The organism is Rhodococcus sp. C26F, from assembly GCF_053345925.1.
On sequence record NZ_JBKFBA010000006.1, the window covers coordinates 1 to 13,270 of the forward strand.

10 protein-coding genes and 2 pseudogenes are annotated in these 13,270 nt (G+C 70.9%); all 12 read left to right on the forward strand.

What is annotated here, in order from left to right:
- Window positions 1–579 precede the first annotated feature (579 nt).
- A pseudogene (locus ACLBYD_RS09645) lies at window positions 580–1,557 on the forward strand (hypothetical protein); the annotation flags it as partial.
- Window positions 1,554–2,585 (forward strand): HAD-IIA family hydrolase, encoded by a 1,032-nt coding sequence (locus ACLBYD_RS09650; RefSeq protein ID WP_447816236.1) that lies wholly within the window; start codon window positions 1,554–1,556, stop codon window positions 2,583–2,585. The pseudogene ACLBYD_RS09645 and the gene ACLBYD_RS09650, both read left to right, overlap by 4 nt.
- Window positions 2,586–2,637: 52 nt before the next feature.
- Complete coding sequence (locus tag ACLBYD_RS09655) at window positions 2,638–2,868, forward strand: hypothetical protein (protein ID WP_447816237.1); 231 nt, start codon at window positions 2,638–2,640, stop codon at window positions 2,866–2,868.
- 1 nt (window position 2,869) lies between these two features.
- Window positions 2,870–3,694 (forward strand): TlyA family RNA methyltransferase, encoded by an 825-nt coding sequence (locus ACLBYD_RS09660; protein WP_447816238.1) that lies wholly within the window; start codon window positions 2,870–2,872, stop codon window positions 3,692–3,694.
- The gene (locus ACLBYD_RS09665; RefSeq protein WP_447816239.1) at window positions 3,691–4,635 is read left to right on the forward strand and encodes an NAD kinase; all 945 of its coding nucleotides are present in this window, start codon (window positions 3,691–3,693) and stop codon (window positions 4,633–4,635) included. The genes ACLBYD_RS09660 and ACLBYD_RS09665 overlap by 4 nt, the downstream gene beginning before the upstream one ends.
- A gap of 1 nt (window position 4,636) precedes the next feature.
- Window positions 4,637–6,411 (forward strand): annotated as a pseudogene (gene recN, locus ACLBYD_RS09670) (DNA repair protein RecN).
- Between the two features lie 84 nt (window positions 6,412–6,495).
- Window positions 6,496–7,680: a putative cytokinetic ring protein SteA gene (gene steA, locus ACLBYD_RS09675; RefSeq protein WP_447816240.1), complete on the forward strand. Its 1,185-nt coding sequence runs from the start codon at window positions 6,496–6,498 to the stop codon at window positions 7,678–7,680.
- Window positions 7,677–8,627, forward strand: a complete 951-nt coding sequence (locus ACLBYD_RS09680; protein WP_447816241.1) for a copper transporter — start codon at window positions 7,677–7,679, stop codon at window positions 8,625–8,627. The genes steA and ACLBYD_RS09680 overlap by 4 nt, the downstream gene beginning before the upstream one ends.
- A gap of 159 nt (window positions 8,628–8,786) precedes the next feature.
- Entirely contained in the window at window positions 8,787–10,541 is a 1,755-nt protein-coding gene (locus tag ACLBYD_RS09685; protein ID WP_447816242.1) for a CTP synthase, read from the forward strand.
- A 5-nt stretch (window positions 10,542–10,546) separates the two neighbouring features.
- Window positions 10,547–11,173, forward strand: coding sequence for an NUDIX domain-containing protein (locus ACLBYD_RS09690; protein ID WP_447816243.1), 627 nt, complete (start codon window positions 10,547–10,549; stop codon window positions 11,171–11,173).
- A 3-nt stretch (window positions 11,174–11,176) separates the two neighbouring features.
- Complete coding sequence (gene xerD, locus ACLBYD_RS09695) at window positions 11,177–12,148, forward strand: site-specific tyrosine recombinase XerD (protein ID WP_447816244.1); 972 nt, start codon at window positions 11,177–11,179, stop codon at window positions 12,146–12,148.
- Between the two features lie 134 nt (window positions 12,149–12,282).
- The gene (locus tag ACLBYD_RS09700) at window positions 12,283–13,266 is read left to right on the forward strand and encodes a ParA family protein (RefSeq protein WP_413768611.1); all 984 of its coding nucleotides are present in this window, start codon (window positions 12,283–12,285) and stop codon (window positions 13,264–13,266) included.
- Window positions 13,267–13,270: the final 4 nt, after the last annotated feature.

Consider the following 13,270-nt stretch of genomic DNA (forward strand, 5'->3'; position numbering starts at 1 on the left):
TGGTACTGCACTCGACAGGGTGTGGGAGAGTAGGACACCGCCGAACACCCGTTCCGAAAGGGGACCCACTCGTTTGGGTCCCCTTTCGTGTTTTCATGAGAGGATTTTTCTGTGTCCGACGGCAACGGTGAACGTCGGTCCTTCAGGAGTGGAGGATCCACTCCGTGGTCGGGCCGCAAGAACGAGCGCGAGGAACGCGCCGACGACAGCCGCGGCGAGCGCGCACCCCGCGACCGCGACGAGCGTGGACGCGGCGACGACCGCCGGCAGGGTGGCTACGGATCCGCCGGACGTTCGTCCGGACGCGACGACCGTCCGCAGCGCGGTGACGATCGGCGCCCGCACCGGAGCGACGATCGACGCCCCCAGCGCAGCGACGACCGGCGACCCCAACGCAGTGACGACCAGCGCTCCCAGCGTGGCGACGACCGCCGTTCCTTCCAGGGCGGAGACCGCCGGGATCGCGGCCGCGACGACGCTCGTTCCGGTCGCAGCGACCGTCCCTACCGCGAACGTTCCGGAGGCGACGACCGCCCCCGCCGCAGCGATGATCGACCCCGCCACAGCGACGACCGTTCGAGCCGCGGCGACGATCGCGGGCGGCAGTACGGCGACCGTCCCCGTCAGGGTTCGGACCGTCCCCGCGGTGAGCGCAGCTACGGCAACCGCGACGACCGTCGTGGTGGCGACCAGCGCGGCAGTGACCAGCGCGGCAGTGACCAGCGAGGTGGCGGCGACCGGCGAGGCTATTCCGGCGACCGCCGTGGCCCCCAGTCCGGCGACCGTCGTGGCGAGGGAGCACCCCGCCGTCGTGGCGGTGAAGGCGGATTCGGTCCGGGTCGCGGGCGCGAAGGCATCGCACCGCAGCGTCGCGACGCACGTCCGGACGAGCCTGACATCCCCGACGACGTCGAGGCGTCCGAGCTCGACCCGACGATCCGCCGCGATCTGCTGAGCCTGGACAAGTCGAACGCGAACTCCGTCGCCCGGCATCTGGTGATGGCCGGTCGTCTGCTCGACGACGATCCTCGCGCCGCGCTCACCCATGCTCGCGCCGCCCGTCAGCGCGCCGGCCGCATCGCGGTCGTCCGCGAGGCCGCCGGCATCACCGCCTACCACGCCGGGGAGTGGGCGGAGGCGCTGTCCGAACTCCGCGCAGCACGTCGCATGTCCGGTGGTACCGGACTGCTCGCCGTCATGGCCGACTGCGAACGCGGTCTCGGTCGCCCCGAGAAGGCGCTCGAACTGGGCCGGAGCGAGGAAGCTCGCAAGCTGACCGGCGACGAGGCGACAGAGCTGCGGATCGTCCTCGCCGGTGCCCGCATGGATCTCGGTCAGTACGACCAGGCCGTCGTCACCCTGCAGACGCCCGATCTCGACCCCGAGCGGACCGGTACACCGGCTGCCCGTCTCTTCTACGCCTACGCCGACGCTCTCGTCGCCGCCGGGCGGACCGAAGAAGGCCTGCAATGGTTCCTGCACTCCGCAGGCGCCGACATCGAAGGCGTCACCGACGCCGAGGAGCGGGTGGAGGAGCTCACCGGAGAGACGCCGTGACCGACGGCACCGACCTTTCCGGCAGTACGGCTTCCAGCGACAGTCTGCGTCGGATCTACGACGTCCTGCTGCTCGACCTCGACGGCACGGTCTACCGGGGCGCCGAACCCGTCCCGGGTGCCCGCGAGGCGCTGGCCGCCGGTGACGACACCGTTCTGTACGTCACGAACAACGCCAGCCGCCGGCCGTCGGAGGTCGCGCTGCACCTGCGAGAACTCGGCTTCCCGGCCAACGACTCGTCGGTGGTGACGAGCTCGCAGTCCGCTGCGCGTCTGCTGGCCGAGCGGTTCCCGGCCGGTGTGCCGGTGCTCGTCGTCGGCACCGAGGCCCTGGCCGAGGAGGTGGCCGGTGTCGGCCTCACCCCGGTTCGGTCCGCGGACGCGCATCCGGTGGCGGTGGTGCAGGGGCATTCCCCGGACACCGGATGGGCGATCCTGGCGGAGGCGACGCTCGCCGTTCGCGCAGGCGCTCTGTGGGTGGCCACCAACGTCGACTCGACCCTGCCGACCGAGCGCGGACTCGTCCTCGGCAACGGGTCGATGGTCGCGGCGGTGCACAACGCCACCGGCGCGACCCCGATCGTGGCGGGCAAACCCGCAGCTCCATTGCTCGAGGACGCGATCCGTCGCGGCGGTGCCCGTCGTCCCCTCGTCATCGGTGACCGGTTGGACACCGACATCGAAGGCGCCAACGCCGTCGGTGCGGATTCCCTGCTCGTGCTGACCGGGGTCAGCACCGTCGACGATCTGCTGCGGGCTCCGGCCGAGCAGCGCCCGACCTACGTCGCGGCCTCGCTCGCGAGTCTCGATCAGCCGGCCGACCGGCTCCGTGTCGCACCGCACGACTCGTGGGACGTCACTGTCGACGGAGGTGATCTTCACCTCGCCGCCGCGCAGTCGGCGGCCGATCCGATGGAGGCGTTGCGGGGTCTGCTCGACATCGCTTGGGCCAACCCCGGATTCGGGCAGGTCCGTCCGGTGGACGAGCGTGCGCGGTCCGTCGTGGACGCGTGGGCGGCGACGGTCTGATCCGCACCGGAGGGTGTGGCCCGGTCGCATCCATCGACTAGCGTGGACGGCGATGAGCACGCCGATTCCACGTCCGGGCGAACACCTTCCCGGCGCACGCCCCACCGTCGATCCCGCACACGTCCGCGAGGAGGTCGACGCGTTGCTGACGCGTGTCCGTGAGGGCGCATCCGCTCCCGGTGCCGAGAGCACCGATCAGTCCGTGCTGCTCGAGCAGGCCGACCTGCTCGAACGTGCCCACGAGGTCCTCGTGCAGGCCTTGTCGACCGTGGACAAGATCTGACGTGGCACGCCGGGCACGCGTCGACGCGGAACTGGTACGGCGGGGTCTGGCGCGCTCACGCGAGCACGCCAGCGAACTGATCGCCGCAGGTCGGGTGCTGATCGCCGGCACCGTGGCCTCCAAACCGGCGACCGCCGTCGAACCGAACACGCCACTGATCGTCACCGAGGTGAGCGACGAGGTCTCCTGGGCGTCCCGCGGTGCCCACAAACTCCTCGGCGCCCTCGAGGCGTTCACGCCGCAGGGGTTGCAGGTGTCGGGGCGTCGCTGCCTCGACGCCGGCGCGTCGACCGGCGGTTTCACCGATGTCCTGCTGCACGAGGGTGCCGCGGAGGTCGTCGCAGTGGACGTCGGCTACGGCCAACTGATCTGGCGCCTGCAGTCCGACGAGCGTGTCCACGTGATCGATCGAACAAATGTGCGTAGCATCGACGCGGAGACGATCGACGGGCGCGTCGACCTGGTGGTTGCGGACCTGTCGTTCATCTCGCTGAAGTTGGTGTTGCCGGCGTTCGTCGCCTGCGTCGCCCCCGGCGGCGACCTGCTGCCGATGGTCAAACCGCAGTTCGAGGTGGGCAAGGACCGGGTCGGCAGCGGTGGCGTGGTGCGCGATCCGGCGCTGCGCACCGAGGCGGTGCTCGACGTCGCGCGCGAAGCGCAACGCCAGGGTCTGCGCACCCTCGGAGCGGTGGCGAGTCCGCTGCCCGGACCGTCCGGGAACGTCGAGTACTTCCTGTGGCTGCGGGCCGGAGAGCCGGGGCCGGAGGAACTCGACCCTGCGGTGATCGAACTGATCGAGCGTGCGGTGCAGGAAGGACCACAGTGAGCGAAGAGACCGCCGCGGAGGGCGCGGTGCGATCGGGCCGGGAGATCCTGCTGGTCTCCCATTCGGGGCGCGACGAGATCGCCGGCACCGCGCTGCGGGTCGCCAAGATCCTCGGTGAGGCCGGTATCGGTCTGCGCACCCTCGACGACGAGGCGGTGAGCAACGGACTCGGCGTCCTCGCCCTGCCGGGCAGTTTCATCAGCGTCGTCGAACCGGGGCCGGAGGCGGCCGCCGGCTGCGAGATGGTGATCGTCCTCGGCGGCGACGGCAGCTTCCTGCGGGCCGCCGAACTCGCGCAGTACTCGGCGGTGCCCGTCCTCGGGATCAACCTCGGCCGCATCGGTTTCCTCGCCGAGTCCGAGGCCGAACACCTCGAGGAAGCGCTCATGCAGGTGGTGCGCCGCGAGTACCGCGTCGAACAACGCATGACGCTCGACGTGACGGTGCGCATGGACGACGAGGTCCTCGACCGCGGGTGGGCGCTCAACGAGGCGAGTCTCGAGAACAAGTCGCGGCTCGGGGTCCTCGAGGTGGTGCTCGAGGTCGACGGTCGTCCGGTCTCGTCGTTCGGCTGCGACGGTGTCCTCGTCGCCACCCCGACGGGATCGACGGCCTACGCCTTCTCGGCCGGCGGACCGATCGTCTGGCCCGAACTCGAAGCGCTGCTGGTGATCCCGAGCAACGCACACGCTCTGTTCGCGCGCCCGCTGGTGACCAGCCCCGAGTCGATCATCGCCGTCGAGACCCTCGCCGGCGGCCACGACGGGGTGGTCTTCTGCGACGGCCGCCGCATCATCGACGTCCCGGCCGGGGCCCGGCTCGAGGTGGTGCGAGGATGTGATCCGGTCCGCTGGGTGCGGCTCGATTCGGCACCGTTCGCGGATCGGATGGTGCGCAAGTTCGAACTTCCGGTGAAGGGCTGGCGGGGAAGGAAACTCTGAGATGCTCGCAGAGATCCGGATCGACAACCTGGGTGTGATCTCCGAGGCGTACGCGCGCTTCCACGGGGGACTGACGGTGCTCACCGGCGAGACCGGTGCCGGCAAGACGATGGTCGTCACGAGCCTGCATCTGCTCTCCGGGGTGCGCGCCGACCCCTCCCGGGTACGGGTCGGCGCCAACCGCGCCGTGGTCGAAGGACGCTTCGAGATCGAACCGGCGCCCAGCCACATCGAACAGCAGATCGCCGAACTGCTCGAGGCCACCGGCGCCCAGCGCGACGAGGACGGCAGCATCATCGCCGTGCGCACAGTCGGCAGCGACGGCCGCTCCCGCGCCCATCTCGGCGGACGCAGCGTGCCGGTGGGGGTGCTGTCGGAGTTCACCGGGCCGCTGCTGACCGTGCACGGCCAGAACGACCAGTTGCGGCTGCTGCGTCCCGACGAGCAGCGCGCCGCGCTCGACCGGTTCGGGGGCAAGACCGTCGCCGGTCTGCTCGACCGCTACCGCACCCGGCGACGCCGCTGGCTCGAGGTCCGCGCCGAACTGCAGGAACGCACCGAACGGTCGCGCGAGCTCGCGCAGGAGGCCGATCGCCTGCACTTCGGTCTCGACGAGATCGACCGCGTCGCACCCGAACCGGGGGAGGACACCCGCATCGTCGACGAAGTGCGGCGCCTGTCCGACCTAGACTCGCTGCGCGAGGCGGCCACCGTCGCGCACAACGCCCTCGCCGGCGACGACAGCGGCGACGCCGACGCGTACTCGGCGGCACTCGACCTGCTCGGCGAGGCCCGCGCCCGCCTCGAGGGCTGCGACGATCCCGCCCTGCGCGAGCTCGGGCCCCGCCTCGGGGAGGCGATCGCGGTGGTCACCGACGTCACCGGCGACATCTCCGGTTATCTGTCCGACCTGCCGTCCGACCCGAGCGCCCTCGAGACGCTGCTCAACCGGCAGGCGGAACTGAAGAACCTCACCCGCAAGTACGCCGCCGACATCGACGGCGTCCTCGAGTGGGCGCGCGAGGCCCGCGAACGCCTGTCCGGACTGGACGTCTCCGCGGAGGCGATCGACAAACTCGCCGCCGAGGTCGATGCGGAGGCCGCCGCGACCGCGGAGACCGCCACTGCGCTGTCGGCGGCGCGGCACAAGGTCGCCGGCAAACTCGCGAAGGCCGTGAGCAAGGAACTGTCCGGCCTCGCGATGGGACGCGCCGTGCTCGACGTGCACATCGCCGACCGCGCGGCGACCGCGAGCGACACCGCGCCGCTGTCGGTCGGCGATCGGCTCCTTCACGCCGGCGAATCCGGGATCGACGAGGTGGAGTTCCGGCTCGCCCCGCACAGCGACGCCCCGGCCCGCCCGCTCGCCCGCAGCGCGTCCGGCGGCGAGCTCTCCCGCGTCATGCTCGCCCTCGAAGTGGTGCTCGCCGGTTCCGAGCGCGGCGCGACGATGGTCTTCGACGAGGTCGACGCCGGGGTCGGCGGCCGCGCCGCCGTCGAGATCGGCCGGCGACTCGCGCGCCTGTCGCGCACCCACCAGGTCATCGTGGTCACGCACCTGCCGCAGGTCGCGGCGTTCGCCGACACCCATCTCGTCGTCGACAAGGTCGACNCGACGACCGGGCCGGGGTGATCAGCAGCGGGGTGCGCACCCTCAGCGAGGAGGAGAGGGTCACCGAACTGGCCCGCATGCTCGCCGGTCTCGACGACACCGAGACCGGGCGTGCGCACGCCGAGGAACTGCTGGCCGTCGCCCACGCCGAGCGCACCGGCTGACCCGCCGGGGCGCCGGGGTGATGTTCACACGACTACCGGCGCGCCTCCACAACCTCACTCGTATACCGGCGCATCATCTCTTGCATGAAGATGCCGGCGCTGCTGTCCCGTAACAACGAAACGTTGCCCGGAGTGAGTGGCATTGCCCGGGTCGACAGGAACACCGCGAAGCTGCTGCGCCGGATCGGTCCCGGCGACGTGGTCGTCCTCGACACCATCGACCTCGATCGTGTCACCGCCGACGCGCTCGTCGAGGCGGGCGTCACCGCGGTGATCAACGCGTCCCCGTCGATCTCGGGCCGGTACCCGAATCTCGGTCCCGAAGTGATCGTCGCGCACGACATCGTGCTCGTCGACAACGTCGGCACCGAGGTCTTCAAGAAGATCAAGGACGGCGCGAAGGTCCGAGTGCACGAGGGTGGCGTGTACGCGGGGGAGAAGCTGCTCATCGAGGGCGACGAGCAGACCGACATCGAGATCTCCGACCGCATGATCGAGGCGCGGACCGGGCTCGTCGACCACCTCGAGGCGTTCTCGGGCAACACCATCGAGTTCATCCGCTCGGAGAGCCCGCTGCTCATCGACGGCGTCGGCATCCCCGACATCGACCTGGACCTGCGCGACCGGCACGTCGTCGTCGTCTCCGACGGCCCCGGGCACGTGCAGGACCTCAAGGATCTCAAGCCGTTCATCAAGGAGTACTCACCGATCCTGGTGGGCGTCGGCCCCGGCGCGGACGCCCTCTCCAAGGCGGGCTATCGCCCCGACCTCATCGTCGGCGACCCCGACGAGATCGGCACCTCCACCCTCAAATCGGGCGCCGAAGTGGTGCTGCCCGCCGACCCGGACGGCCACGCCCCGGGTCTCGAGCGGATCCAGGATCTCGGCATCGGCGCGATGACCTTCCCCGCCGTCGGCACCCCCACCGACCTGGCGCTGCTGCTCGTCGAGCATCACGGTGCGGCGCTGGTGGTGACCGTCGGCAGCACTGTCTCGCTCGACGAGTTCTTCGACCACGGCCGTCGCGACACCAATCCGTCGGCGGTGATGACCCGTCTGAAGGTCGGGCCGAAACTCGTCGATGCGAAGGCGGTGGCCACCCTCTACCGCAGCCGCGTCTCGGGCGGCGTGATCGCCCTGCTCGTCTTCGCGGCCCTCATCGCCGTGATCGCCGCACTCGCCGTGTCCAATCTCGGTGGCGACGTCGTCGAACTCGCCCGGCAGTGGTGGGACTCCGCCGTCGAGTGGATTCGGGGTCTGCGCGCGTGATCTCGATGCGCCATCACGTCGTCTCCCTGGTGGCGGTATTCCTCGGCCTGGCGGTCGGGATCGTGCTCGGCTCCGGATTGCTGGCCGACAGCGTCGTCTCCGGCCTGCGCGACGACAAGGCCGAGCTGCGCCGCGAGATCCAGGAGGCCGAGGACCACGGCAGCCGGCTCGAGGCACAACTGCTCGCCGCCGACGGGTTCGACTCGACCATCGGCCCGCGGATCGTGCGCGACGAACTCCTCGACCGCACCGTCCTTCTCGTGACCACCCCGGACGCCGCACCCGAGGACGTCGACGCCGTCGTGCGGTCCGTCGGTGATGCCGGCGGCCGGGTCACCGCCCGGATCGCGCTGACCGATTCGTTCGTCGACGCCTCCGGCACCGACCAGCTCCGCACAACCGTCACCAACGTCGTGCCCGCCGGCGTGGAACTGCAGACCGGCGCCGTCGACCCGGGCAGCCTCGCCGGGGATCTGCTCGGCGCGGTGCTGCTCGTCGACCCGGGCACCGGACAACCGCGCAGCACCCCCGAGGAACGCGCCCTCGCCCTGACCACGCTGCGCAGCGGCGGTTTCATCACCTACGAGGACGGTCAGGTCGAACCGGCCCAGAGCGCCCTCGTCGTCACCGGCGACCACAGCGGCAACGCCGAACGCGCCGGCAATCGCGGGTCGCTCATCGCGCGCTTCGCCGGGGTCGTCGACGGCCGCGGCGCCGGCGCGGTGCTCGCCGGCCGCACGGGGGCAGCGGAGGGCAACGGACCGATCGCCGTCGTGCGGGCCGACGCCGCGCTCGCCGCGGGCCTGTCCACGGTCGACAATCTCGACCGCGAATCGGGGCGCCTGACGACGGTTCTGGCGTTGCGCGAGCAGTACGACGGGGGCACCGGCCGGTACGGGACGGGGCCGAGCGCCACCGCCGTCACCGTCGGCTCCCCGGCCCGCTGAGCATCGCCGCCTGTGACGTCGATTGCACCGGGGGTCCGCAATCGCGAGTCGGGTACGCGCCCGCCCACGGAGGTGTTACCGTGAAGTTCCGTGGGTCGGCAGGCCCCAGCTGTATCGCATCAGTCCAAAAGTCCTGCACCTGACGTCACGGGAGCTTCTTTGCCACAGTCACGCCACTCGCGTACCCCTACCAAGCACATCTTCGTCAGCGGGGGCGTCGCGTCCTCGCTCGGCAAGGGGCTCACAGCGTCGAGCCTGGGCACTCTGCTCACCGCACGCGGCATGCGCGTGACGATGCAGAAGCTCGACCCGTACCTCAATGTCGACCCCGGCACGATGAATCCGTTCCAGCACGGTGAGGTCTTCGTCACCGAGGACGGCGCCGAGACCGACCTCGACGTGGGCCACTACGAGCGCTTCCTCGACCGCGACCTGTCCGCCGACGCGAACGTCACCACCGGGCAGGTGTACTCCACGGTCATCGCCAAGGAACGCCGCGGCGAATATCTCGGCGACACCGTGCAGGTCATCCCGCACATCACCGACGAGATCAAGCGCCGCATCCTCGCGATGGCCGCACCCGACTCCGAGGGCCAGACCCCGGACGTGGTGATCACCGAGATCGGCGGCACCGTCGGCGACATCGAGTCCCAGCCCTTCCTCGAGGCCGCCCGCCAGGTGCGCCACGAGGTCGGCCGCGACAACTGCTTCTTCCTGCACGTCTCGCTCGTGCCCTATCTCGGGCCGTCCGGTGAGCTGAAGACCAAGCCGACCCAGCACTCGGTGGCCGCGCTGCGCAACATCGGTATCCAGCCCGACGCGCTCGTGCTGCGCTGCGACCGCGACGTGCCGGCCTCGCTCAAGGCGAAGATCTCGCTGATGTGCGACGTCGACGTCGCCGGCTGCATCTCCTGCCCCGACGCGCCGAGCATCTACGACATCCCGAAGGTGCTGCACAGCGAGGGACTCGACGCCTACGTCGTGCGCCAGCTCGGCCTGCCCTTCCGGGACGTCGACTGGACGGTGTGGGGCAACCTGCTCGAGCGGGTCCACAACCCCCGCGAGACCGTCGAGGTCGCGCTCGTCGGCAAGTACATCGACCTGCCCGACGCCTACCTGTCGGTCACCGAGGCGCTGCGCGCCGGCGGTTTCGCGCACCGCGCGAAGGTCAAGATCCGCTGGGTCGCCTCCGACGAGTGCGAGACCGAGGCCGGTGCCGAGAAGCACCTCGGCGACGTCGACGCCGTCCTGATCCCCGGCGGCTTCGGCATCCGCGGCATCGAGGGCAAGCTCGGCGCCATCCGGTTCGCCCGTACCCGCCGGATCCCGCTGCTCGGCCTGTGCCTGGGCCTGCAGTGCGTCGTCATCGAGGCCGCCCGGTCGGTCGGCATCGAGGACGCCTCGTCCACCGAGTTCGATCCCGACACCACCGCCCCGGTCATCTCCACGATGGCGGACCAGGAACAGGCGGTCGCCGGTGAGGCTGATCTCGGCGGCACCATGCGTCTCGGTGCCTACCCGGCCGCGCTGAAGAAGGGCTCGGTCGTGGCCAGGGCCTACGGCAGCGAGCAGGTCTCCGAACGGCACCGGCACCGCTACGAGGTCAACAACGCCTACCGCGACAAGATCGCCAAGTCCGGTCTGGTGTTCTCCGGCACCTCCCCGGACGGGCGACTCGTCGAGTTCGTCGAGTACCCGGCCGAGCAGCATCCGTTCTTCGTCGCCACCCAGGCGCACCCGGAACTCAAGAGCCGGCCCACCCGCCCGCACCCGCTGTTCTCCGGCCTCGTTGCCGCGGCACTGCAGTACAAGGCGGCCGAGCGACTCCCGGTCGACATCCACGGCGAGAACAACACCTCCGAGGAATCGGTCGGCTCGACCGCGTCGACGTCCACCGCCGGCGACGCCGAGTAGTCGACATGGCGCAGCGACACGACTTCCGCACCCTGGACAGCCGGCGGATCTACACGGGCGCCATCGTGTCGCTGCGCGTCGACGACGTGGCGATGCCCGACGGGCACACCGCCGAACGCGAAGTGGTCGAACACCACGGTGCGGTCGCAGTGGTGGCCGTCGACGAGCAGGACCGGGTGGTGCTCGTGCACCAGTACCGGCACCCGCTCGGCCGGCGACTGTGGGAACTGCCCGCCGGGCTGCTCGACGCACTCGGCGAGGACCCCCTCGACACCGCCCGCCGCGAACTCGCCGAGGAGACCGGCCTGGCCGCCGCCGACTGGGAACTCCTCGTCGACATCGCGCTCTCACCCGGATTCACCGACGAAGCCGTGCGCGTCTTCGCCGCCCGCGGCCTGAGCGAGGTCGACCGGCCCGAACCCGAGCACGAGGAGGCCGATCTCGAGGTCCGCCGCGTCCCGGTCGACGAGGCCGTGGCGATGGTGCTGCGCGGGGAGATCGTCAACGCCACCGCGGTGTCCGGTCTCCTCGCGTTCGCGACCGCCCGCGCGACGGGCACCGCGACCCGCGCACCGGACGCGCCGTGGCCGGACCGGCCCACCACCTTCGCCCGCACGCGCGCGGAGGGGTGAGCAGTGCTGCCCGGTGAGGAGCGTCCCGCCACGCAGGTCGCTCCGCAGCCGTCCCCGACACTCACCGGGCAACTCGACGCCTATCTCGCGCACCTGACCGTCGAACGGGGGGTCGCGGCGAACACCCTCGCCTCCTACCGCCGCGACCTGCTGCGTTACGTCGAACACCTCACCGACATCCACATCGGCGACCTCGCCGACGTGCACGAACACCACATCAGCGACTTCGCCGCGAGCCTGCGCCGCGGAGACCCGGAACGCAACCGCCCGGCGCTGGCAGCGAGCTCGGCCGCCCGCGCCCTGATCGCCGTGCGCGGCCTGCACCGCTTCGCCGCCGCCGAAGGACAGACCCCGGTCGACGTCGCCCGCACCGTCAAACCCCCGGCGCCCGGGCGTCGCCTGCCCAAGGCGCTGACCGTCGACCAGGTCACCGCGATCCTCGACGCCGCCGGCCCCGACGCCGACGGACCCCGCAGCATGCGCGACCGCGCCCTGCTCGAACTGCTGTACTCCACCGGCGCCCGCATCTCCGAGGCCGTCGGGCTCGACGTCGACGACATCGACACCGAATCACGCACCGTGCTGCTGCGCGGCAAGGGCGGCAAACAGCGACTCGTCCCGGTCGGACGCCCGGCGCTCGGCGCGCTCGACGCCTATCTCGTGCGGGGACGACCCGCTCTGGCAACCGGCCGCACCGCCGCGGTCTTCCTCAACGCGCGTGGCGGCCGCCTGTCGCGGCAGAGCGCGTGGAAGGTGCTGCAGACCGCCGCCGAACGCGCCGGAGTCGACGTCGGGGTGTCGCCGCACACGCTGCGGCACTCCTTCGCGACGCACCTGCTCGACGGTGGCGCCGACGTACGCGTGGTACAGGAGTTACTGGGGCATGCTTCTGTGACGACCACGCAGATATACACCCTGGTCACTGCCGGTGCCCTCCGCGAGGTATGGGCGCAGGCGCATCCGCGGGCACGATGACCGACTCCGCGGGGGACGCGTGTCCGTGCGGTGATCCTGCCGACGAAGCGGTAGCGTTCTGGGGACGAGCCGCCGGGTCACCCGACGGGTCGACGAGAAGACATCTGGGTCGCAAGACAGGGGGAGTACCGAACGTGGGCACACCTCGGCCACCCGCCACGTACATGGAGCCGGAGCACCTCCGGTCGAACACCGTCCCGGTCGACGCACACGGCCGCGAGGACACCGACAGAACGTCCACCACCGAGCCGACCACCACCTCCGGAACCGCCGCCGAGCCCGATCTCGGACCGACCGGCCGGCCACGCCGTCCCGTCCCGGAACCGGTGCCGTTGTCCACCCACGGACCGGCCCGCATCATCGCGATGTGCAACCAGAAGGGCGGGGTCGGCAAGACCACCTCGACCATCAACCTCGGGGCGTCCCTCGCCGAGTACGGGCGCCGCGTCCTGCTCGTCGACCTCGATCCGCAGGGCGCACTGTCCGCCGGACTCGGTGTCGCCCACCACGATCTCGATCTCACCGTGCACAACCTGCTCGTCGAACCGCGGGTGTCCACCGACGACGTGCTCGTGCGCACCCACGTGGAGGGCCTCGACCTGCTGCCGAGCAACATCGACCTGTCGGCGGCCGAGATCCAGCTCGTCTCCGAGGTCGGCCGCGAACAGGCCCTGGGCCGCGCCCTGTACCCGATGCTCGACCGCTACGACTACATCCTCGTCGACTGCCAGCCGTCGCTGGGGTTGCTCACCGTCAACGCGCTCGCCTGCGCCGACTCGGTGCTCATCCCCATGGAATGCGAGTTCTTCAGCCTGCGCGGCCTGGCGCTGCTCAACGACACCGTCGCCAAGGTCCGCGACCGGCTCAACCCGAAGCTGACCGTCGCCGGCATCCTCGTCACCATGTTCGACCAGCGCACCCTGCACGGTCGTGAGGTGATGTCGCGGGTCGTGGAGGTCTTCGGCGATCTCGTCTACGACGCCGTCATCAACCGCACCGTCAAGTTCCCCGAGACCAGCGTCGCCGGCGAACCCATCACCCGCTGGGCGCCCACCTCTGCCGGCGCCGAGTCGTACCGCGCCCTCGCGCGGGAAGTGATCCACCGGAGCGGTCGCTGAGCCC

Bases quoted from the DNA above. Each gene is read 5' to 3' on its own strand.
- ACLBYD_RS09655 (WP_447816237.1), top strand. From the start codon at position 2,638: ATGAGCACGCCGATTCCACGTCCGGGCGAACACCTTCCCGGCGCACGC.
- steA (WP_447816240.1), top strand. From the start codon at position 6,496: ATGAAGATGCCGGCGCTGCTGTCCCGTAACAACGAAACGTTGCCCGGA.
- ACLBYD_RS09690 (WP_447816243.1), top strand. From the start codon at position 10,547: ATGGCGCAGCGACACGACTTCCGCACCCTGGACAGCCGGCGGATCTAC.